The organism is Bradyrhizobium ottawaense (assembly GCF_900099825.1).
GTDB lineage: Bacteria > Pseudomonadota > Alphaproteobacteria > Rhizobiales > Xanthobacteraceae > Bradyrhizobium > Bradyrhizobium ottawaense_A.
Genome location: NZ_LT629693.1, coordinates 7943467 through 7965866, shown reverse-complemented (window position 1 = coordinate 7965866; position 22400 = coordinate 7943467). Strand labels below are relative to the sequence as shown.

At 61.2% G+C, this 22400-nt stretch carries 20 protein-coding genes, 1 tRNA gene and 1 pseudogene; 12 read left to right on the top strand and 10 right to left on the bottom strand.

The annotated features are described in order from the left end of the window. The first annotated feature begins 233 nt into the window (after positions 1-233). The 3 genes from BLR13_RS37610 to BLR13_RS37600 all read left to right on the top strand — a co-directional run bounded on the left by BLR13_RS37610 (position 234) and on the right by BLR13_RS37600 (position 4909). Positions 234-1253, top strand: coding sequence for a TRAP transporter substrate-binding protein (locus BLR13_RS37610; RefSeq protein ID WP_074829545.1), 1020 nt, complete (start codon positions 234-236; stop codon positions 1251-1253). A 76-nt stretch (positions 1254-1329) separates the two neighbouring features. Beyond that, positions 1330-3231: a TRAP transporter large permease gene (locus BLR13_RS37605; RefSeq protein WP_074829553.1), complete on the top strand. Its 1902-nt coding sequence runs from the start codon at positions 1330-1332 to the stop codon at positions 3229-3231. Between the two features lie 28 nt (positions 3232-3259). Continuing rightward, positions 3260-4909 carry an acyl-CoA synthetase gene (locus BLR13_RS37600; protein ID WP_074829562.1) on the top strand — a complete coding sequence of 550 codons (1650 nt, stop codon included), beginning with the start codon at positions 3260-3262 and terminating at the stop codon, positions 4907-4909. Positions 4910-5050: 141 nt separating this feature from the next. On the opposite strand, the gene BLR13_RS37595 is transcribed toward BLR13_RS37600, so the two are convergent. The 7 genes from BLR13_RS37595 to BLR13_RS37565 are packed head-to-tail and all read right to left on the bottom strand — an operon-like array spanning position 5051 to position 12323. Beyond that, positions 5051-5680: an antibiotic biosynthesis monooxygenase family protein gene (locus BLR13_RS37595; protein ID WP_074829565.1), complete on the bottom strand. Its 630-nt coding sequence runs from the start codon at positions 5678-5680 to the stop codon at positions 5051-5053. 30 nt (positions 5681-5710) lie between these two features. Further along, positions 5711-6517 carry an MBL fold metallo-hydrolase gene (locus tag BLR13_RS37590; protein WP_074829570.1) on the bottom strand — a complete coding sequence of 269 codons (807 nt, stop codon included), beginning with the start codon at positions 6515-6517 and terminating at the stop codon, positions 5711-5713. Continuing rightward, positions 6514-7305: a TatD family hydrolase gene (locus BLR13_RS37585; protein ID WP_074829573.1), complete on the bottom strand. Its 792-nt coding sequence runs from the start codon at positions 7303-7305 to the stop codon at positions 6514-6516. The genes BLR13_RS37590 and BLR13_RS37585 overlap by 4 nt, the downstream gene beginning before the upstream one ends. Before the next feature lie 12 nt (positions 7306-7317). Beyond that, positions 7318-9276 carry a methionine--tRNA ligase gene (metG, locus tag BLR13_RS37580; RefSeq protein WP_074829576.1) on the bottom strand — a complete coding sequence of 653 codons (1959 nt, stop codon included), beginning with the start codon at positions 9274-9276 and terminating at the stop codon, positions 7318-7320. A 58-nt stretch (positions 9277-9334) separates the two neighbouring features. After that, positions 9335-10375: a DNA polymerase III subunit delta' gene (locus tag BLR13_RS37575; RefSeq protein ID WP_074829579.1), complete on the bottom strand. Its 1041-nt coding sequence runs from the start codon at positions 10373-10375 to the stop codon at positions 9335-9337. Next, positions 10372-11061: a dTMP kinase gene (gene tmk, locus BLR13_RS37570; RefSeq protein WP_074829582.1), complete on the bottom strand. Its 690-nt coding sequence runs from the start codon at positions 11059-11061 to the stop codon at positions 10372-10374. The genes BLR13_RS37575 and tmk overlap by 4 nt, the downstream gene beginning before the upstream one ends. Before the next feature lie 2 nt (positions 11062-11063). After that, entirely contained in the window at positions 11064-12323 is a 1260-nt protein-coding gene (locus BLR13_RS37565) for a D-alanyl-D-alanine carboxypeptidase family protein (protein WP_074829584.1), read from the bottom strand. A gap of 165 nt (positions 12324-12488) precedes the next feature. Here BLR13_RS37565 and BLR13_RS37560 point away from each other — a divergent pair, with 165 nt between their 5' ends. Continuing rightward, positions 12489-13427 carry an alpha/beta fold hydrolase gene (locus BLR13_RS37560; RefSeq protein WP_074829586.1) on the top strand — a complete coding sequence of 313 codons (939 nt, stop codon included), beginning with the start codon at positions 12489-12491 and terminating at the stop codon, positions 13425-13427. Here the strand turns inward: BLR13_RS37560 and BLR13_RS37555 are convergent. Next, positions 13424-14344: a septal ring lytic transglycosylase RlpA family protein gene (locus BLR13_RS37555; RefSeq protein ID WP_244525020.1), complete on the bottom strand. Its 921-nt coding sequence runs from the start codon at positions 14342-14344 to the stop codon at positions 13424-13426. The genes BLR13_RS37560 and BLR13_RS37555 overlap by 4 nt on opposite strands. 738 nt (positions 14345-15082) lie before the next feature. On the opposite strand from BLR13_RS37555, the gene BLR13_RS37550 reads away from it, so the two are divergent. From BLR13_RS37550 to BLR13_RS37525, 6 genes are all read left to right on the top strand, one after another. Next, positions 15083-15172: transfer RNA gene (locus BLR13_RS37550), tRNA-Ser, on the top strand. Positions 15173-15343: 171 nt separating this feature from the next. Continuing rightward, positions 15344-16483 carry a tyrosine-type recombinase/integrase gene (locus BLR13_RS37545; RefSeq protein ID WP_074829592.1) on the top strand — a complete coding sequence of 380 codons (1140 nt, stop codon included), beginning with the start codon at positions 15344-15346 and terminating at the stop codon, positions 16481-16483. Between the two features lie 194 nt (positions 16484-16677). Further along, on the top strand, positions 16678-16857 hold the full coding sequence (locus BLR13_RS37540; RefSeq protein WP_074829594.1) for a helix-turn-helix transcriptional regulator: 180 nt from the start codon (positions 16678-16680) through the stop codon (positions 16855-16857). Positions 16858-17014: 157 nt separating this feature from the next. After that, positions 17015-18223, top strand: coding sequence for an AAA family ATPase (locus tag BLR13_RS37535; RefSeq protein ID WP_074829597.1), 1209 nt, complete (start codon positions 17015-17017; stop codon positions 18221-18223). Positions 18224-18432: 209 nt separating this feature from the next. Then, positions 18433-18612, top strand: a complete 180-nt coding sequence (locus BLR13_RS42795; protein ID WP_433994249.1) for a hypothetical protein — start codon at positions 18433-18435, stop codon at positions 18610-18612. 581 nt (positions 18613-19193) lie between these two features. After that, entirely contained in the window at positions 19194-19457 is a 264-nt protein-coding gene (locus tag BLR13_RS37525) for a helix-turn-helix domain-containing protein (RefSeq protein WP_074829603.1), read from the top strand. Positions 19458-19621: 164 nt separating this feature from the next. Here the strand turns inward: BLR13_RS37525 and BLR13_RS37520 are convergent, their stop codons facing one another. Continuing rightward, positions 19622-19957 carry a LysE family translocator gene (locus BLR13_RS37520; RefSeq protein WP_083387668.1) on the bottom strand — a complete coding sequence of 112 codons (336 nt, stop codon included), beginning with the start codon at positions 19955-19957 and terminating at the stop codon, positions 19622-19624. 36 nt (positions 19958-19993) lie between these two features. Next, positions 19994-20620 (bottom strand): FMN-binding negative transcriptional regulator, encoded by a 627-nt coding sequence (locus BLR13_RS37515; RefSeq protein ID WP_074829606.1) that lies wholly within the window; start codon positions 20618-20620, stop codon positions 19994-19996. A gap of 110 nt (positions 20621-20730) precedes the next feature. Between BLR13_RS37515 and BLR13_RS42490 the strand changes: the two are divergent. Next, a pseudogene (locus BLR13_RS42490) lies at positions 20731-20952 on the top strand (GntR family transcriptional regulator); the annotation flags it as partial. 126 nt (positions 20953-21078) lie between these two features. Next, positions 21079-22200, top strand: a complete 1122-nt coding sequence (locus tag BLR13_RS37510; protein ID WP_349532670.1) for a PLP-dependent aminotransferase family protein — start codon at positions 21079-21081, stop codon at positions 22198-22200. The last annotated feature ends 200 nt before the right edge of the window (positions 22201-22400 follow it).

The window sequence follows — 22400 nt, the reverse complement described above, 5'->3', positions numbered from 1 at the left end:
GATTTCCTTCCAGCTCTTGTCAGGTTCATCTGCCTGCGCGATGCCAGTCTTTGGTCATTGCATGCCGAACGCGTCGCCGCCTTCCCACGCGTCACTTGGTCCGAAAGCCGATATTGCCGTGGCTGGCGTCGGCTGCAATAAGCCCACGCGAATGCGAGATCGCTGATGACCTGATGGCATCAGGTCCGTATAGAATTGCATCTCAAGAACAAAAAGCCTCAAGGGAGAAACAGATGAGCTTTTCACGACGCACGCTTCTGAAGGCATCCGCAGCGTCAGCGGTTCTGGGTGGCATTGGCGCACCGATGGTCGCGCGGGCCCAGACGGCCGAATTCACCTACAAATTTGCCAACAATCTTCCGGAATCCCATCCGTTCATGACGCGCGCCCGCGAGATGGCCGCCGCGATCAAGGCCGAGACCAATGGCCGGTTCGACATGCAGGTTTTCCCGAACAGCCAGCTCGGTTCCGACACCGACATGCTGAGCCAGGTCCGGTCCGGCGGCATCGAGTTCTTCACGTTGTCGGGCCTGATTCTGGCGACCCTGGTGCCGGCGGCTTCGATCAACGGCGTCGGTTTTGCGTTCAAGGATTACCCGTCGGTCTGGGCGGCCATGGATGGCGATCTCGGCGCCTATGTGCGTGGCGAGATCAACAAGGCCGGCCTCGAGGTCATGGACAAGATCTGGGACAACGGCTTCCGGCAGACGACGTCGTCGACCAAGCCGATCAACGGGCCGGACGACTACAAAGGCTTCAAGATCCGCGTGCCGGTTTCGCCGCTGTGGACCTCGATGTTCAAGGCGTTCGACGCCTCGCCTGCATCGATCAATTTCAGCGAAGTTTACTCCGCGCTGCAGACCAAGATCGTCGAAGGCCAGGAAAATCCGCTGGCGCTGATCTCCACGGCGAAGCTGTACGAAGTGCAGAAATACTGCTCGATGACCAACCACATGTGGGACGGCTTCTGGTTCCTGATGAACCGCAAAGCCTGGGCGGCGTTGCCCGACGACATCAAGGCTATCGTGGCCAAGAACGTCAACGCCGCCGCGGTCAAGGAGCGCGCCGACACTGAAAAGCTCAACATCACCGTCCGGGAAGAACTGGCCGGCAAGGGTCTGGTCTTCAACCAGCCCGATGTGGCGCCGTTCCGCGAGAAACTCCGCTCGGCCGGCTTCTATGCGGAATGGAAGGGCAAGTACGGCGACAAGGCCTGGGAAATCCTGGAAAAGTCGGTCGGCAAACTGTCCTGATCTTTTAATTGAGCATGATCTTCTCGGAAAACCGGTTTCCACTTTTCCGGATCATGCTCCAGTGCAGGGGGCCGTCATGGCTCATGCCGAAATGACCGAGATCGCGCCCGGCGAGGTGACTGCAAGGTCCCCTCGCCGCCGTTCGGCGTTGGCGTCCGTCGAGCATTTCCTCGGAATGCTGGTGGAGATTCCGGCAGCGTTTCTGGTGGTCGCCGAGATCGTGATCCTGTTTGCCGGTGTGGTGTCGCGTTACGTGCTGCACAGCCCGCTGATCTGGTCGGACGAATTGGCGTCGATCCTGTTCCTGTGGCTGGCGATGCTGGGCTCCGCGGTCGCATTCCGGCGCGTCGAGCACATGCGGATGACGGCGATCGTCGCCAGCGCCAGGCCGGCGATGCGCGCTTATGTCGACATGGTCGCCACCTGCGCCGCGCTGGCCTTCCTGCTGATGATCGTTTGGCCGTCCTATGACTATGCCTATGAGGAAAGCTTCATCACGACGCCGGCGCTGCAGATCGCCAATAGCTGGCGTGCCGCAGCCTTGCCGGTCGGCATCTGCCTGATGGGCCTGTTTGCGTTCCTGCGGCTGCTGCGGGCCGGGGATGTCAGGACCGTGCTCTCGGCGATCCTGTCGGTCGCCGCCGTTATCGCCGTGTTCTGGCTCCTGAAGGGAACGCTGAAGCCGCTCGGCAATATCAACCTGATCATCTTCTTTGTCGGCGTCGCCGGTTTCTGCGTGTTCGCCGGCGTGCCGATCGCGTTCGGATTTGGCCTTGCAACTTACGGCTATCTGGCGCTGACCACACGCACGCCGCTGATGGTGCTGATCGGGCGCATGGACGAGGGCATGAGCCACCTCATCCTGCTGTCGGTGCCGCTGTTCGTGTTCCTGGGCTTGCTGATCGAAATGACCGGCATGGCGCGGGCGATGGTTGGCTTCCTTGCGAGCCTGCTCGGCCATGTCCGTGGCGGGCTGCATTATGTGCTGGTCGGCGCGATGTATCTGGTGTCGGGCATATCGGGCTCGAAGGCCGCCGACATGGCCGCCGTGGCGCCGGTGCTGTTTCCGGAGATGAAGGCGCGGGGCGCCAAGGCGGGCGATCTGGTCGCCCTGCTCGCCGCGACCGGCGCGCAAACCGAAACCATTCCGCCGAGTCTCGTGCTGATCACGATCGGTTCGGTCACCGGCGTATCGATTGCCGCTTTGTTCACCGGCGGGCTGTTGCCGGGCGTGGTGCTGGCGATCACGCTGTCGGCGCTGGTGTGGTGGCGCTATCGTGGCGAAGACCTGCAGCATGTGACCCGGGCGAGCGGCCGTGAGATCGGCCGCGCGTTCGTCATCGCCCTGCCTGCGATCGCGCTGCCGTTCGTGATCCGCTATGCCGTGGTCGAGGGCATCGCGACCGCGACCGAAGTCTCCACCATCGGCATCGTCTATGCCTTCATCGTCGGCTTCCTGGTCTACGGTCTTTTGATCTACCGCAAGTTCGACTGGCGGCGGATCGTGCCCATGTTGATCGAGACCGCGTGCCTGTCGGGCGCGATCCTGCTGATCATCGGCTGCGCCACCGGCATGGCCTGGGGCCTCACGCAGTCCGGCTTTTCGCGGGCGCTGGCATCAGCCATGACCGGCCTGCCCGGCGGTTCGGCGACCTTTATCGCGGTGTCGATCGTGGCGTTCGTCGTGCTCGGCAGCGTGCTCGAAGGCATTCCGGCGATCGTGCTGTTCGGGCCGCTATTGTTCCCGATCGCGCGCGCCGTCGGCGTGCATGAGGTTCATTATGCGATGATCATCATCCTCGCGATGGGAATCGGATTGTTCGCGCCGCCGTTCGGCGTCGGCTACTATGCGGCCTGCGCCATCGGAAAGGTCGATCCGGCCGAGGGAATCCGGCCAATCTGGGGCTATCTGCTGGCACTGATGGTCGGCCTGATTATCGTGGCGATCTTCCCGTGGATTTCGATCGGGTTCCTGTAACTTCAACTTTGCCAATGGGACGGAGCCGATGAGCGCAGCCCAAAACCAGTACGCAATCGGATTGGACAAGACGCCGGCGAACTATGTGCCGCTGACGCCGCTGAGCTTTCTGGCCCGCAGTGCGGCGGTCTATCCGGATCACATCAGCACCGTCTATGAAGGCCGTAGCTTCACCTGGGCGCAAACCTACGACCGTTGCCGTCGCTTTGCGTCCTGGCTCGCCGGCCGCGGCATCGGTCATGGCGATACGGTCGCGGCGATGCTCCCGAACATCCCGGCGATGAACGAACTGCATTTCGCGGTACCGATGGCGGGCGCGGTGCTGAATGCGCTGAACATCCGGCTCGATGCGGCCTCGATCGCGTTCCAGCTCGACCACGGCGGCGCCAAGATCATTCTGGTCGACCCGGAATTTTGCGGCGTGATCGCGGAAGCGCTGACGCTGATGAAAGGCGCGAAACCGTTCGTGGTCGATGTCGATGACGCCGCGTTCGCTGGCGGCAGGCGCATCGGCGAGCTCGAATATGAGGCCGCCGTTGCGAAGGGCGATCCTGCCTTTGTCGCACGGCTGCCGGCCGACGAATGGGACGCGATCGCGCTGAGCTATACTTCGGGCACCACGGGCAATCCGAAGGGCGTGGTGACCCATCACCGCGGCGCCTATCTCAATGCCGTCAGCAACATCCTAGCCGCCAATCTCGGCCAGCATCCGGTCTATCTCTGGACGCTGCCGATGTTCCACTGCAACGGCTGGTGCTTTCCGTGGACGATCGCGGCGTCCGCCGGCATCAATGTCTGCCTGCGCAAGGTCGATCCGGCTAAGATCTTCGAACTGATCCCGCAGCACGGCGTCACCCACATGGCCGGCGCGCCGATCGTCTACAACACGTTGATCAACGCGCCCGGCGCGCCCAAGGGCAACGTCGCGCGTCCCGTGGTCGGCCTGATCGCGGGCGCGGCACCGCCAGTTGCCGTGCTCGAAGGCGCCGAAAACATCGGCATCAAGCTGACGCATGTCTACGGGCTGACCGAAGTCTATGGCCCGGCTTCGGTCTGCGCCGAGCAGCCCGGCTGGGACGAACTGCCGGCCGACCAGCGCGCCCAGCTCAAGCGGCGGCAGGGCGTGCCCTACCCGCTGCAGGAAGGCGTCACCGTGATCGATCCCGAAACCATGCGGGAAGTGCCGCGCGACGGCGAAACCATCGGCGAGGTGATGTTCCGCGGCAATATCGTGATGAAGGGCTATCTGAAGAACGAGAAGGCGACGCAGGAAGCCTTTGCCGGTGGCTGGTTTCACACCGGCGATCTCGGCGTGCTCGACGCGCACGGCTACGTCATCATCAAGGACCGCTCCAAGGACATCATCATTTCCGGCGGCGAGAACATCTCTTCCGTCGAGGTCGAGGACATCCTCTACAAGCATCCGGCGGTGCTGTTCGCCGCTGTCGTCGCCAAACCCGATTCCAAATGGGGCGAAGTGCCCTGTGCCTTTGTCGAACTGAAGGACGGCGCTGACGCCACCGAGGCCGAGATCATCGCGTTCTGCCGCGGCCATATGTCGGGCTTCAAGACGCCGAAGGCGGTGGTATTCGGCGTCATTCCGAAAACGTCCACGGGCAAGATTCAGAAATTCCTGCTGCGCAACCAGGTGGATTCGGCGAAGGCCATTTCGGCTTAGCGCGTAACCCACCGCCGTCGTCCCGGCGAACGCCGGGACCCATAACCCCCGGCGTTTGTGGGTTAGAACAATTCATCGAACAGCTTATTCAAACCGAGAAATCACGCGGTATGGGTCCCGGCCTGCGCCGGGACGACGGAGTTAAGTATCCCTCTCCACCGGCGGATAATACTGCGGCGCCTCGGTTCGATCGAACATGCCGTAGTCGCGCATGACCTCGACGATGCGGAAATACTCTGTCGTCGAATCCGTCAGCAGACGGCGTCCCAATTCGACGCCGGATTGTTGATCCGGCACGTCGATCAGGTGCGCGAAACAGCCGTCGCGATAGACGCTCTTGAATGAATCGCGGTGCCACTCGGTCTCCACCGAAAGTTCGGCTCGCTTCGATTCAGCGACCAGAACAAAGGTCGATGGACGCCTCGCCGGATCGTTGTACGGCGTGAGCCGCTCAGGCTGCCAGACCGGCTGCCCCGGTCTTTCCTCGTGGATCACCTGGGCAATGCGGATGCGATAATCCGAAAACACCTTCTCGCGCCCGATGGTCTGGACCTCGTGATGATAGCCATGGACCCGCCATGCCGTCATCGCGCCTTCGTCCTGCCAGATCTGATACGACAACAACAGGTCATTGCGGGTCAGGCTGCTGAAGCGGTCGATGAAGAGACAGCCGCCCATGGCCGTGAGGTCAGGTTTCAGCGACGCCGCAAGGTCGAGATATTGATTCCGGTGCCCCGGCCTGGTCTGGACTTCAAAGAACAACGCGATCATCGCAGCCCTCCTCCGCGACCGGCAACGGGCTCAGCTTGCCCGCTCCAGCGTCAGCCGCATCCCGTCATAGGCCGGAACCACGTCCGCCGGCAGCGTCTTCCGCAACACCTCGTAGTCGAGGTCCGAATGCATGTTAGTGATGACGGCCCGCTTCGGCTTGAAGCGGTCGATCCAGGACAGCGCGTCGCTGACGCTGAAATGGCTGGGATGGCCGGCGTAGCGCAGGCCGTCGACGATCCAGAGATCGAGGTTTTCCAGCGCCGGAAAGCTCTCCTCGGGAATGTCATGCAGGTCGGGCGTATAGGCTGCGCCGCCGACCCGAAAACCGAGCGAGGGAATCTTGCCATGATGAACCAGGAAGGCCTCCAGCTTCACTGGACCGCCCTTCCCTTCGGTGGTGTGGCTCTCGCCGGCCTCGATCGAATGGCGCGTGAGGATCGGCGGGTAGTCGCTGCCCTCGGGCGAGATGAAGCAGTAGGAGAACCGCGCCATGATGTCCTTGGCGGTCGACTGGTTGAAATAAACCGGAATGCGGCGCCGCTGGTGCAGCACGACCGAACGCAAATCGTCGATCCCGTGAGTCTGGTCGGCATGTTCGTGAGTCAAGTACACCGCGTCGATATGGTCGACCTCGGCGTCGATCAACTGCTCGCGCAGGTCCGGCGAGGTGTCGATCACGATCCGCGTGGTACCGTGCCCGCCGGTGCGTTCCACGAGCAGCGAGCAGCGACGGCGGCGGTTCTTCGGATTGCTGGGATCGCAGGCGCCCCAGCCCAGCGCCGGGCGTGGCACGCCGGCCGAGGAACCGCAGCCGAGGATTGTCAGCGTCAGCGTCATGCGACCGCCTTCGGCGCGGGTACCTTGGAGAACAGGCGGAAGAAGTTTTCGGTCGTCTGCCGCGAAATTTCTTCCAGCGACACGCCGCGCGTTTCCGCCAGCACCTTTGCGACCTCAACCACGTAGGACGGCTCGTTGCGCTTGCCGCGGAACTTGCCGGGCGCCAGATACGGCGAGTCGGTTTCGACCATGATGCGATCGGTCGGCAATTCGGCCGCGAGCTCGCGCAACGCCTCGGACTTCTTGAAGGTCAGAATGCCCGTGAACGAGATCGACAGGCCGAGTGAAATCGCCTTCATCGCGAGTTCGCGCCCCCCGGTGTAGCAATGCAGCACGGCCTTGAACGGTCCCTTGGCGATCTCGTCCTCGAGGATGCGGCCGCAATCCTCATCGGCTTCGCGGGTGTGGATGACCAGCGGCAGGCCGGTGGCGCGGGCTGCCGCAATATGCGCGCGAAAGCCGCGTTCCTGCGCCCCGCTTGAGCCGTGCTCGTAGAAATTATCCAGCCCCGCCTCGCCGAGCGCCACGACCTTCGGGTGCTTCGCCAGTTCGATCAGCTCGCTGGCCGGAATGCCGTCTTCCTCATCGGCGTTATGCGGATGGGTTCCGACCGAGCAATAGACATTGGGAAATCGCTCGGCGATCGCAAGCAGTCCGTCGAGCCGCCTGACCCGGGTCGAGATGGTGACGATGCGGCCGATGCCGGCGGTCTCGGCGCGCGCCACGATGGCGTCGAGGTCCTCGGCAAAATCCGGAAAGTCGAGATGGCAGTGGCTGTCGACGAGCATGGTGCGAACCGCTCAATCTGCCTTGATATCGACTTTGGGCTCGACATAGCGCGGGAAGACGCCGACCGGCGCCGGCAACGTCGTGCCAGCCTTGATCCGCGTGCCCAGCGCCTTGAAGTCGCGATCGGCCGTAGCTACGCCGAGGCTGTCGAGCAGCTTCGCCGAAGCATCGGGCATCACTGGTTGCGTCAGGATGGCAACCTGCCGCACCACTTCCGCGGTGACATACAGCACGGTCTTCTGCCGCGCCGGATCGGTCTTGGCGAGCGCCCACGGCGCCTCGCCCGCGAAATAGCGGTTGGCCTCCGCGACCACCAGCCACACGGCGTTCAGCCATTGATGGATCTGCTGGGTCGCCATCGCGGTCCGCGACGCTTCCAGCATGCCATCTGCTTGGCTCAGTATCGCCTTGTCGTTGTCGGTGAATTCACCGGGCTCCGGCAACACGCCGCCGAGTTGCTTTGCAATCATCGACAGCGAGCGCTGCGCCAGGTTGCCGAGGTCGTTGGCGAGATCGGCATTGATGCGGGCGACGATGGCTTCGTGGTTATAGTTGCCGTCCTGCCCGAACGGCACCTCGCGCAGGAAGAAATAGCGTATCTGGTCGACGCCATACTGGTCGGCCAGGTTGAAGGGATCGACGACATTGCCGACCGACTTCGACATCTTCTCGCCCCTGTTGAACAGGAAGCCGTGCGCAAACACCCGCTTCTGCACGGGAATGCCCGCTGACATCAGGAACGCCGGCCAGTACACCGCATGAAAGCGGATGATGTCCTTGCCGATGATGTGCACGTCGGCGGGCCAGTAGCGCCAGTTGCTATCGCTCTCGTCGGGAAAGCCGACGCCGGTGATGTAGTTGGTCAGCGCATCGAGCCAGACATACATCACGTGCTCGGGGTCGTTCGGCACCTTGATGCCCCAGTCGAATGTCGTGCGCGAGATCGACAGATCCCTCAGGCCGCCTTTGACGAAGCTGATGACCTCGTTGCGGCGTGAATCCGGGCCGATGAAGTCGGGCTGGTTTTCGTACAGCGCCAGCAGCCGGTCCTGGTAGACGGACAGTTTGAAGAAGTAGCTCTTCTCCTCGACCCACTCGACCGGCGAGCCCTGCGGCCCGCGGCGCACATTGTCCTCGCCGACGATGGTTTCTTCCTCGGCGTAATAAGCCTCGTCGCGCACCGAATACCAGCCGGAATAGGCGTCGATATAGATGTCGCCGTTCTGCTGTATCCGGTTCCAGACCACCTGCACCGAATGGTGATGGGCGGGCTCGGTGGTGCGGATGAAGCGGTCGAAAGAAACATTGAGACGCTGGTCCATTTCGCGGAACCGGCCGGCGTTGCGGGTGGCGAGTTCGGCCGCCGTCATGCCTTCGGCGACCGCGGTCTGGATCATCTTCTGGCCGTGCTCGTCGGTGCCGGTCAGGAAGAATACATCCTTGCCGTCGAGCCGCTGAAACCGCGCCAGCGCGTCGGTCGCGATCGCTTCATAGGCGTGACCGATATGCGGCTGCCCGTTCGGATAGGCGATCGCCGTGGTGATGAAGTACGTGTTCCGCTCGGCCGCCGGCGCCGGCTTGGGCGCTGGAGCGGCTTTCACGACCCGTGGCGCAACTGCTCGCGGCGCAACGGTCTTCGGGCTTTTTTCAGCGGAGGAAGTCCGGTCGACGGTGCGGGCCTTCTTCGGCGCGGCAACGGCTTTCTTCGCTACCGTCTTCTTGGCTACCGTCTTCTTGGCAGCTTTCTTCGCAATCTTCTTGGCGGCCTTCTTCCCAGTCTTTCTGGGTGCCTTCTTAGCGACCTTCCCGGAGGCCTTCTTGGCAACGCGCTTCGCGGCCTTCTTCACGCCGCGCTTGCTCTTCGCCGCGCGCTTCTTCGCAGTCGCCTTTTTGCCGGCGCGTGCGGGTGCGACCTTGCGAGCCTTCTTCGCTTTGCTTTTTTTGGAAGCTTTTTTCTTAGACGTCGCCACCGCGAATTCCTTTAATTGTCGGTCAAACAAGTTGATCTGGATGGATGTCGGCGGAGCGCTACCGCGTCGCTTCCGCGAGCATTCCGAAAACCGAAAAAACCAGCGGTTTTCGTTCCAGATTGTACGATTCAGTGTCGCGCGCGGCGCGGACGATCTTTTCCCATACCTCTGCCAGCCGTGCAAGGCGTGGCAGATTCGCGTTGGCGTCGCCGGCGCGCAGCTTTTCGCCGATCCAGCGGTCGATGCCGTCGATGAAGGCCGCGAGCGCCACGCGGTCGCTGGTGCCGAGCGCATCGCCCAGCGCATGCAGCTCGCGCGGATCGACCTTTGGCAAGGTCGCCAGCAGTGCCGCGGTCCGCTGCTGCAGCTTCAGCGCATCGCCGCCGAGCAGCGTCAGCGCGCGCGAGACGCTGCCCTCGGATGCCTCCGCGGCTTCGGTGAGCGCCGGGTCGTTCGCATCCTTGTCGGTTGCGAGGGCCGCGGCGCGGACCACATCGGCGGTCGAGAGCGGCCGCAACGGCAATTTGCGGCAGCGGGACAGGATCGTCGGCAACGCCCGCGCCGGCGAATGACTGACCAGCAGAAACAGCGAGCGCTGCGGCGGCTCCTCTAGGATTTTCAGCAGCGCGTTGGCCGCGTTCGGATTGAGCTCGTCGACGGTGTCGACGATGCAGACGCGCCAGCCGTCCACGGCGGCGGTCGAGCCGAAGAACGAAATCGTCTCCCGCGTCTCGTCGACGGTGATGACGGTGCGCAACACGCCGCGGTCGTTGAGGCCGCGCTCTAGCACCAATAGCCCGCCATGGGCTTCCGCGGTGATCTGGCGCGCGACGTGATCGGAGGGATCGACGGCCAGCGCCTCGGCGCGCTGCACCGACGGCGCCAGCGGATCGGCGTGGGCGAGCACGAACCGCGCCATCCGATAGGCCAGCGTCGCCTTGCCGATACCCTGCGGGCCACCGATCAGCCAGGCATGCGGAATTCTCCCGCCGCGGTAGGCATTGAGCAAGGCCGCTTCCGCCTCGCGATGGCCGAACAGCTCGGAGGTCTCGCGCGGATGCCGGACGGCGATCTCCTGTTCGGTCTTGCGGGCGCTCATGCTGTGCTCGCCGCAGCCGCGGGAAGCGCGAACAGATGGTCGCGCAACGCCTGCCAGACCTCTGCCGCGACCGCATCGGTGTCGGCATTGGCGTCGATCAGCACACAGCGCTGCGGCTCGTCAGCGGCAATCTGCTTGTAGGCCTCGCGCAAGTCCTGGTGGAATTGCAGATCTTCCGCCTCGAAACGATCAGGCACGCCCTTGCCGCGCCGTGCCGCCGCGCGCTGCATGCCGACTTCGACCGGAATATCCAGAATGATGGTCAGGTCCGGCTTCAGATCGCCGATCGTGACCCGCTGCATGGCGTTGAGCACGCCCGGCGAGACCTGCCCCAGCCTGCCTTGATAAGCGCGGGTCGAGTCGAAAAACCGGTCGCACAGCACCCAGGTTCCCTGGCTGAGCGCGGGCTGGATCACGGTGCGGACGTGGTCGTCGCGCGCGGCCGCAAACAATAGCGTCTCGGCATCGGGTCCGAGCAGCTTGCCCATGCCCGACAGCACCAGGTGCCGGATGATTTCGGCGCCCGGCGATCCGCCGGGCTCGCGTGTGACGATGGCGCGCAGCTTCGCGGTCGCCAGGCGCTCGGCAAGCTTCTTGATCTGCGTGGACTTGCCGGAGCCCTCGCCACCCTCAAACGAAATGAATTTTCCGCGTCCGGACGGCCGGTTCAGCACTGCGTCGGCCATGGTCAGAGCTTCTCTGCGCTCGCGCGGAACATGCCGATCACGAGCTCGCTGGCCCCGTCGATCGCCCGGCGCATGGTGGAACCGGTGCCGACGGATTCGGCCGCATAGACCGGCGCTTCCATGGCGACGTTGGCGCCGCGCCAGACCCGGACGACGCCCACCGGCTGGCCGGGCTGCACCGGCGCCCGCACCGGGCCGTTATAGATCACGCGGGCGATCAGCTTCTCGCTGCCGTTCTTCGGCACCATCAGCTTGATCGGCTGGGGGCTTGCGAGCTTCACCGAACGGCTGTCCCCGCCGAACACCTTTGCGTAACCGACCGGCTGGTCGGCCGCGAACAGGGTGCGGGTTTCGAAATTGCGAAAACCCCATTCCAGCATCTTCTTGGCTTCGGTGGCGCGATCATCGGGATCTTCCAGGCCGTTGACCACGACGATCAGCCTTGTGTCGTTCTGCACGGCCGAGCCGACCATGCCGTAGCCGCCCTCCTTGGTGTAGCCGGTTTTGAGGCCATCGGCGCCGGCGAGCGAGTTCAAGAGCGGATTGCGGTTCTGCTGCCGGATCTTGTTCCAGGTGAACTCCTTTTCCCCGAACAGTTTGTACATGTCCGGATAGGTCTGGATCACGTATCGCGCCAGCCTCGACAGTTCCCGCACCGTCATCTTGTTGGCGGGGTCGGGCAGTCCGTTGGAATTGCCGAAGGTCGATTTGGTCAGGCCGAGCTCGCGGGCGCGCTTGGTCATGAAGTCGGTGGCGAAGATGCGCTCGTTGCCGGCCATGCCTTCGGCGAGCGCAATGCAGGCATCGTTGCCGCTCTGGATCAGCGCGCCATGCAGCAGGTCGTCCACGGATACCTTGCTGTTGAGCACCGCGAACATCGTCGAGCCGCCCGCTGGCGCGCCGCCCCTGCGCCAGGCGTTCTCGCTGATCCGGTACTCGTCGGTCAATTTGACGTCGCCTTTCTTGATGGCGTTGAACACCACCTCCGCCGTCATCAGCTTCATCATGCTGGACGGCGCGCGCAATTCGTCGGCGTTCTTCTCGAACAGTACGCTGCCGCTGGAGGCCTCGATCAGGATCGCGGTCGGCGCGTCGCCGTCAAAAGCGTTCTCTTCCTTCTTGGCGCCCTGCACGCTGTTGTTGGCGGCATAGACGATCCCGCCCCAGCCTATGGCAAGCGCCAGCGCTGACGCCACAAGGCTGCGCCACGGGAACGCGGCCGCGGCTCTCAATGTGCGGAAAACGGGGGTCTCGACGGCCATTTGCGATGTCCTGAATCCGTGCGTTCTAACAGGTGGAAGTATCGCAAACAACACGGCTTTTGGCATTTGCCGCCGTGTCGATCGGATTGCAGCGCCGGTTGAAGAACCGTATCGTGCGGATACTGCAATTTGCCGACAAAATACGAAAAACAGGGCGGAAACGCGATGCCATCCACACGCACTATTTCCGCCAACGGGATCGAGCTGTTTCTGCTCGAGCAGGGCCAGGGTCCGCTGGTCGTGCTGTGCCATGGCTGGCCTGAACTGTCCTATTCGTGGCGGCACCAGATCGCGGCGATCGCCGATGCGGGCTTTCATGTCGTAGCCCCCGACATGCGTGGGTTTGGCCGGACCAGCGCGCCCGACGACGTCGGCGCCTACAGCATCTTCGACACCGTCGGCGACATGGTCGCGCTGGTGACGGCGCTTGGCGAAACCGAGGCTGTTATCGTCGGCCACGACTGGGGCGCGCCGGTCGCCTGGCATGCGGCGCTGTTCCGTCCGGACATGTTCACCAGGGTCGCAGGCCTCAGCGTCCCCCCGCCGTTCCGCGGCCGCGCCCGGCCGCTCGACAGCCTGCGCGCCGGCGGCGTCACCAATTTCTACTGGCAGTATTTCCAGACGCCTGATGTCGCGGAGGCGGAATTCGAGCGCGATGTCGCCACCACGATGCGCAAGATCCTCGGGCGCGGTGTCTCCGACCCCGCGGCCATGTTCGTCACCGAGGACAAGGGCTTTCTCGGCAACATCCCGCCTGTCCTGACCCTGCCGGACTGGCTCAGCGAGGCGGACATCGCCACTTTCGCGGAGGCCTACCGGCACTCCGGCTTCCGCGGCGGGCTGAACTGGTATCGCAACCTCGACCGCAACTGGGACCTGACCGCCCCCTGGCAGGGCGCGCAGATCCATCAGCCGTCATTGTTCATCGCGGGATCGAGGGATTCAGTCATTACCGGACTGATCGGCGCCAAGCGGGTCACGGAACTGGACCGGGTACTGACGAATCTGCGGCAGAAGCTCATCATTGAGGGCGCGGGTCACTGGGTGCAGCAGGAGCGCCCGGACGAGGTCAATGCGGCGCTGATCGCTTTTCTGCGGGGTTAGTAAAGCCCGCGGCCGCTGAGCACTTCGCTGGGGCCGCGCGGGTCGACCGGCAGATAGGCCGCGCTCGGGGCCGCATAAACAGCGTCGTTCTCGTAGGACACCGCGCGCGGATTTTCGAGTGTCCGGCCACGGGAGCGGCTGGACGCCGACATTTCCGAGGTCGCGTTGATCGAGGCGTAATCGGCCGAGCTGTTGCCGAGGCTGTAGGGGCGGCCTTCCGGCATCGGAACTTCGCCCCGGATCCGGCCCGCGGAGGACGGCATTTCGGGTACGAACGGCCGGGCGGAGGCTACCCGGACGGTCGACGGCGACGGCGCCGGAACCCCGGTCCGCAGGGTCGCGATCAACTGACGGTCGTCGGAACCCTCGAGCGGCGCCCGCCCGACATATTCAACCCGAACCTTGGCGACGCCATTCCCTTTGAAATCAAGCAGTTCGGCGGCCTTATTCGAGACGTCTATGAGGCGGTTGCCGTGGTACGGGCCGCGGTCGTTGACGCGGACGATCAGGGATTTGCCGTTCCGCAGGTTGGTCACCCGAGCGTAGCTCGGCATCGGCAGGGTCGGATGGGCCGCCGTCAGCGAACCCATGTCGAACACTTCGCCATTGGCGGTCAGCCGGCCGTGGAAATCATCGCCATACCAGGAGGCCATGCCCTCGGCGCGATAGTTGGTATCCTCCTCCGGGACGTAGACCTGGCCGCCAACGGTGTAGGGTTTTCCGATGCGATACGTGCCGCCGCCCTTCGGCACGGGGTCACCCAGCGCCACCACCCGGGGGCTGGAGGAGACGCCGTATTTGGGATCGACGCGGCTGGCGAACTTGTTCGACGAGGCGCAGTTGGCGAGGACGAGGCACGCGGCCACCGTCGCAGCGCCACGCGCCAGCACCATCGATTTTGACCGTCGAATCCCCATTCGCCCCAATTACCATTCCACCGGCCGGACACCTGCGTCGAGGCAGCCACGACCTTGAATCACGATACGGCCCACCTCCGCATCAAGTCGTGAAGATATCGCATCCGGAACGCGGCGGAAATGGGGTCAGCACCCGCGTGGTGAACGAATGGTTGCCTTGCGTATCCGTCGAAATACAGGAGCCGTCGCCGGCAAAATGCACACCTCGCGCACTTCGCTTGTCCCGGTTTCAGACAACCTGTTGCAGCAAATCATCACTCCAGTGCGATTTGGATTCCACCCCCTGAATCTTTTTGACTGTGCAACGGCGCGGTCGTTTGGTGGGTGCAGGGGCGCAAAAGGACTTTTGCGATGATTGAGACAGTGACTGCAGTGATGGGCCTGGTGAGTGCCGGGATTTTTCTTGCCCACGCTTTTGAAGGTTTTCGTTCCAGGGCCTGATTTGGCTGCCTGAGGCTGGGTGGCTCGCGGAAAAGCGCGCCGCCCGCCCCTTCCGGAGATTCCGAAAGCTTTAATCAATTCGGACGAGCATCGTGAGCGTGAGGTGTACCATGCGCAACCACGACTATGTCTCCAACGGATTCCTCGCCTTGACCACAGCGAGCCTCGTGCTGCTGTGTTCGGGTCTGCTGGCCTTCGCGTTAGGCTAGGACGACGGCACCCGAGAGGGTGCCGTCCTTGCCCGAATTGCCGCTTTCCCCGGCCGCACGCCCCTGCTATGCCGCCACATTCAAAGACGGAAGGGTGGCCGAGCGGTTTAAGGCACCGGTCTTGAAAACCGGCGTGCCTGCAAGGGTACCGTGGGTTCGAATCCCACCCCTTCCGCCACCTGCTAATCCACCAGTGTCTATACACGTCCATCCCTGATACCCAAGTCATTGTGACTTAACGCGAATTTTTACTTTCGCGTCGTTCAATGTTTCCGCGTGTCAACCCGCATCTACGTCGCCGACGTGGATGAGGACGTGGGTTTAGGCGGACACTTTGGAAGGATTAGCGATGGGAAATCTGACTGCATTGGCGGTGAAAAACGCCAAACCTGGCGACAAGCTTGGTGATGGTAACGGACTGCGGCTCGACGTCGACAAAAACGGCAATCGGTCTTGGGTCTTTAGGTACACGTCGCCGACGACCGGCAAGGAGCGCTACGCCGGTTTCGGATCCGCCAGCGAAGTGACGCTAGCCGACGCTCGGGACGCGCGCGATGAAGCGCGAAAGCTGATCCGCGCCGGCCAAGACCCGATCGAACATCGGAACACCAAACGAACTGAGGCCAAGGTTCAAGCTTCCCGCTCAGTCAGTTTCCAGGTCTATGCGGAAGGGTTCATCACCGGTCGCGAGGCCGGATGGAAAAACGACAAGCACCGCCAGCAATGGCGCAACAGTCTTCGCGATTACGGCTATCCACACATTGGTCATTTGGCTGTCGCAGACGTGGATACCGCGGCAGTGTTGAAAGTGCTGCGCCCGATATGGGACGTGAAAAAGGAAACGGCGCGACGTGTTCGCGGACGAATTGAAGTAATTCTGAATGCAGCAAAGGCCGAAGGGCTGCGCACCGGCGAAAATCCTGCCCTCTGGCGCGGTCATCTCGACCAAGTGCTTGCCCGTCGCAAGAAGTCGGAAGTGAAGCACCACCCTGCCCTACCCCATGAAGAAATGCCGAAATTCTGGAAATCGCTGGCCGGCGAAACGAGCGATGCAGCCCGTATGCTCCGGTGGGTCATCTTGACCGCTTGTCGCTTCAACGAGGCCGCGGACATCGACCCGGCCGCCGAAGTTAAAAGCGATCTCTGGACAATTCCGGCCATTCGAATGAAGGGAGAGCGTGAGCACAAAGTTCCGCTGACGGGCTTGGCTTTAGCGCAGTTGCCGTTCCGCCCCGTTTCCGACGTGACGTTGTCGACCTGTATCGCCCGCCACACGAAAACGATCGCGACCACTCACGGCATGCGGTCGACGTTCCGCGATTGGGCTGGTGACTGCACAAGCTTCCCGCGGGACATCGCCGAGATGGCTCTTGCGCACGCGGTCAGCGACGAAACCGAAGCCGCCTATCGGCGATCAACAGCCTTGGCTAAAAGACGGGAGCTGATGACCACTTGGGCCGCCTATTGCAGCAGTGCAAGTTCCAGTTGACATGCAACCGAAGGTGTCAACGGATAATTGCACACGTTTTTAATGGACTGATAAACAATTCCGTGTATATTTAGAGACACTGTAGGGAACGCAAGGCCACCGAATTGGGCCAAGGACAGTTTAAGCGCAACAACAACTGCGCTCGTCCTTGGCTATTTTTTTGTCCATGGCGAGTGCTCAAATCGGAGCCTGTAATGGACGAGTCTTTCACAATCAAAGAATTCTGCGCAGCCGAGAAAATCTCTCGGGCATTCTTCTACAAGTTGGACAAGCAGGGCAAGGCGCCGCAGACGTATCCGCTCGGCAGCAATCGCCGTATTAGCCGTGACGCCCACGTTGCCTGGCGCACCGCCCGCCAAAACGAAGCCGCCTGAAAACGCAAAAACCCCGACCGCGTTGGCGCGCGACCGAGGCTGATTCATTGCAAGGCTGGAACACAACAACCAGTTTTATAATGCAACCGGCCCCAAAAATCAAGCGCTTTCGCGTCGGGGGGTTCATACCGCCACTGTGCGGCAAGGCCCTTAGAAAATGCACGTCATCAAAAACGGCAAAGTATATAACGACGAAACCGGCAATCTCACTAAAACGTCCGTTGAGAACGGAATCACCTACGACGACGACGATAATGTTGTCGTCATGCGAGCACTCAGTTTCAAGACCTTTGCGGAATTCGCGGATGAAGAGCCTAAGAATTGGCTAATCGAGGGCGTCATCGCGCTAGATGAGGACTCGACTTGGTTCGGTAAAGATGGCGGCGGAAAGTCGACCCTTATCGATGACATCGCCGTTCACGTCGCAAGCCGCCGCGATTGGCGCGGTCACAAATTCAATCGCGACGAAACAGAAAGTTGTGGCGTTATCATTTTCGCCACGGAGCGGGCGGCGCTGCACCGACGACGGTTGGAGGCGTACAAAATCCGCGACAACTTGCCGGGCAACTTGCCGATTGCCGTCATTGCGGAATCTATCAACCTTTGTGATCCTGATTGTGTCGAGATCGTATCGGACACGATTTACGATTTCGAACGGAAAAATAACTGCACTGTTGGACTGGTCATAATCGACTCGTGGTCGAAAGCCTTGGGCGGATGCGACGAAAATCTAGCAGCGACGCAAAATTATGCCTGCGGAAACCTCACGAAAATTCGCGATCGCCATTTTAACAACCGCTTTCACTTTCTGACGGTCGGTCATCCCGGCAAAGACGGTACGAAGGGCGAAAGAGGCAACTCCGCCAAACGCGCCCACATGGACCTTGCGGTTTGCATCAATAAGGGAGTGGCGGAAGTCGTCAAAGCCAATGACATAGTCTTGGGCGCCCTTGCGACTTTCGAGCCGCAAGAGTTCACGGTAACTCGGGGCGCCGAGAAGGTCGGCACGTATGACATTCCGGAAAGGTCGTTTACCGTTTCCATCCTTGCACCCTATTCGCCTGCCGCCGCTCCGGTGACCAGGGAAGCTCGCCCATTGGTTTTCGAACCGACCGGCAAGAATGCCGAGGCGCTTGCGGTGCTCAAACGAGTGATCGCCTCGCATGGCCAAGACGGTGCGGTGTCCATGGACCTTTGGAAGGCCGAACTTTTCAACGCCGACTTGCTCCCCGGCAAAAATCCGCGAGTACCGTTCGCGCGATTCAAGAACTCACTCAGGCAACACATAATTGCTGACAATAATTTTGTCAGACTCAACTCTCAATCCCAACAAACCCATCGTCCGTCACATTCACTACACCCCTAAAGGGGTGTGTAGATGATGTTACGGGGGCGATTATGGGCCGTAACAGCGTAACAGAAGCGTAACATTGTTACAGTGTTACGCGATGATTTCAAACACTTAGCTCGAAAATCGAAAGTCCGTAACAGCGTAACATCAAGCGTAACATTCGAAGCCGCCGATGTTACGCACTTCGTCAACACATAATTGCAGCAACCTAGCCTAACCTGGAAATGAAAATGGGACGACCTTCTACATTCACCGACGAAATCTTTGAGACGATCTGCGAACGCCTGGAAAATGGCGAGGTATTGCGGGCCACCTGCGCCAATGAGGAAATGCCCGATCGCAAGCACCCCCAGCGCGTGCTAAGGTCCCGCAATACGCGACCCCTCGCGTTAATCGTCGACTAGCTCAATAGTCATTTTGCCCAAACCGTCGATAGGACACCCCAGATGGCAAGCGCTGGTAACGAAATAGCAAGCCAGCTCAAAAACGCTCCAACGAAGCAGGACCAGCTAAGGCCGACCGCCGCCGCCACGACATTCACGCGCTCACCCCGAAGTCGTCGATCTTGAATGGAGTGCCAGTGCTCCATAGGAGCCAGGACTGGCGCGGATATAATTCTGCCCCATCCCTTGAGAAACCGTACTGCGAAATTCGGCTGCCCTGACGGGCGGGGTGGCATTTTGAAAAACAGCCAGACCGATAGTACTGCGCCGATCATCAATTCGACAGAGAGTCCCGCTGAGGACTGGGCACCGACCCAAAACGCCCAAAGCGCGCCTGCCGCAACTGCGACCACTATTAAAATGCCGAAGGTCCACGCTGCACCGGCAAGAAGCCACGGCAGCAAGCATAGGATCAAAACGGCGAGCAGAATTCCCCCAGCAATCGCTAACATAATGCGCCCCAAGCCGGCTTCGATCAGACTTCTATAATAGTAGCACTATTGTCCGTGGTTTAATAGACCTCAGCCTGATCGCCTGTCTTCATGAAAGCAGGCGCTCTTGTCGCTAGAAACATTCGTCGGTTGAGGGTCGCGCGGGGACTGTCGCAGGAAGTCTTGGCGGTAGATGCTCAGATTGATCGAACTTATGTTAGTCGCCTTGAACGCGGTCTTGAGAATCCAAGCGTGGCCGTTCTTGAACGCCTTGCCAAAGCGCTATCCGCCAATATTGAGGACTTGTTTAGGGTGCCTCGCGCCGGCGAAGCTGCCCCTCGGCCGTTGAAGGGCGGTCGACGGCCAAAAAGTTAGGACGCTGGCTTACCGCTGGTCGCCGCCCAACCCAACAGCCACGCGCGCCGACGCTGCAAGGCAATGCTGTGGGTGCTGTCGAGGTCCGCTTTTGGGGGAAGACCTGACGTGGCCACTTCTGGTCGTCAGGGCAGATTTTGACCCAAAGCTGAAGTTGTCGGTAGTTAACTATCCCGCCGCGCAATGAGCAGTGAAGCCCCGAGTCCGAACATGACTGCACCCGACATGCGTTTGATGCCGAGCCAGATCAGGTAGACCGCACCTGCAATTTTGAGCACGGTGAACGCCTCCGCGCTCGCCATGACAACCGCCGACACCCCGACGGTCGCAGCGATAACATGCACAAAGCCACCGACACCGGTGCCAAAGCTTGATGCGAGCCCTTCCGAACGGCCGCCTGCAAGGGTTCGGGCTGCAACGTAGAATATCCCGGGTCCTGGCGTAAGCGCAACCAAGAGCGCCGCTGCCAAGAACAGCGGGAACGTCTGGGAGTCGAGCATTCGCTTACCTCTTGATCGCGCCGATCGCGACGCTTGTTAGTCCTGCGGTATCAGAGACGCGACGATGTGGTCCTCTGGACGATGGCTTTCAGACAATCCATTGATGACGCCAGCGCGATCCGCCAAGTTGCGGTTCTGACTCATCTTCCGCTTGCCATCGAGCCTCGAAATCGGCATCCGCAAACCGACAATTCCTCTGAGCTGCGCTTTGATGAAATCAGCCGGGGCGTCCGTCACCGCCCAGCGATCCTTTCGCGGTTGCTCGTGCAAATCCGTCAGTCGCGTTATCACGTCGAGTAGCCGCTCCGCATCGTCGAAGAACTCGACAGGGCCATAGGCGTGAACGGCGACGTAGTTCCACGTTGGCACGACCTTGTGCGTCTCCTGCTTGGTCGCATACCAAGATGGGGAAACATAAGCCTCCGGCCCAACGAAGATAGCCATCGCCTCGCCTGATGGCGTCAGCTTCCACTGCGGATTGGCCTTTGCCACGTGCGCGTAAAGCGTGCCGTTCGGACCTTCGCTTTCGTTGAGAAGCATAGGGAGCGGCGTTCCAATAAGCCCTTCTTGCGTCGCGGTAACAAGCGTTGCCGAGCGTGCTTCACGCATGGTCCGATGAACATCGGCGATGTCGTCAACGCGAAACGCCGGCGGAATGTACATTGGCAAGGCTCCTCGGTGCCAAGTGAGAACTAACGAAGTCAGTTTAGGTGTTGATACGTGCTGCTTTAACAGGCACACTGGACCACCAGAAGGGCCAGTTTGGAGTGTTTATGGTGGACCAGTCTGCGGTTAAGAGGCTCCCTAGGCCACATGGGGCACGGGAAATCTGCCAAGCATTAAAAACGCAAATTGAGGATGGCGTTTACGGGCCGAGCGACAAGCTACCCTCGACGCGCACCCTCGCCAACGAGTTTGGAGCTTCCCGAACGACAGTTACTGCTGCCTACGAGCAGCTTCTAGCGGAAGGCTTCATAGAGACGGGACAAGGACGCCGGGCACGGGTCACGCCTACGCTCCGAGTGGCACGCTCCTTACGGCAAAGCAGCAAACGAACGCTAAGAACGGCTCGACTATCGGCTTACGCAAGACAGGTCGCCGACTTAGCGGGACCGCCAGTCGTGAGCGAGCCTCTGCCGATCGACTTTCGCTACGGTGATATTGCCGCCGCCGACTTTCCGAGCTTGGCATGGCGGCGTGCTTTAACGAAGGCCGCGACAACGTCGGGTTCACGCCGCCTTCGCTATCAGGAGCCACAAGGATCAATAGAGCTGCGAACGTCGCTACAAGCGTATTTGTGGCGCGCCCGGAGTTTGCGGTGCAGCCGTGAGCAGATCATTATCGTCAATGGATCACAGCAGGGGCTCGATCTTTGTGCCAGGTTGTTGCTCGACACCGGTGACCGGTTTGTGATCGAAACTCCGTGTTATTGGGCTGCCCGGCATGTTTTTGAGAGCGTCGGTGCCTCACCTCAATTCGTGCCTGTCGATGAAGAAGGGCTGCGGACGGAGATCCTTGAGAGTATTAAGAAAGCCCGCCTTTGCTATGTGACGCCATCGCATCAATTTCCGTTGGGTCACGTCCTTTCAGCATCGCGACGGGCTCAACTGTTGCGTTGGGCCAGCAATGCGGGGGCCTATATCGTCGAGGACGATTACGACGGCGAGTACCGATACGACATTCGGCCCATACGACCGTTGCATGCGATCGATGAAGCCGCTCCCGTAATCTATCTCGGGACGATTTCAAAGACGCTCTCGCCACTGTTGCGTCTAGGATACCTCGTACTGCCGCCAGAACTCGTTGACGTCTTCCGTGCCGCGAAGCGTCTCACCGATCGGCACTCGCCGACGCTGGAGCAAGCCGCTCTCGCAGAATTTATCCAATCGGGTGCCTATGAACGGCATATCAGAAAGCTGCGGCGGAAAAACGCGCAGCGCCGGGCCGCATTACTCGATGCATTCAGCGAAAATTTTGGCAGCACGATCACGGTTCAAGGTTCGGAGGCCGGGCTCCATGTGGTCGCGTGGTTTAGAAAATACGGTTCGGCGCAGGAAGAGCAATTGGTACAAAAAGCCAGGTCCGCAGGTGTCGGCATCTATCCTATCTCCGATTTATACGAACACCCACGAGCAGTTGCCGCGAAAAGGAGAGCCGGGTTCGTTTTCGGGTACGCTGCACTCGAAGAACGGGACATTCGGCAGGGCGTTGCCCGCTTGGCCGGTGCCTTAAGAACCGCATAAACTTCCGCTGTTGGCACTTTTCGGACCTGCCGCGACGTCCGAGTTGAGTGTGCGCCGTGGAAAGGCGGCGCTTTCCAGTGGGTGTAAGTCCCACCCGGCAACCGCTCCAGCCGGAAGCAACCGGAGCAGTCATGGAGGTAACAAAGTGGCTGAAGCCTTCGGTATGCGTGTCACGAATTGGTGACAGCGCGAGTGTGCAG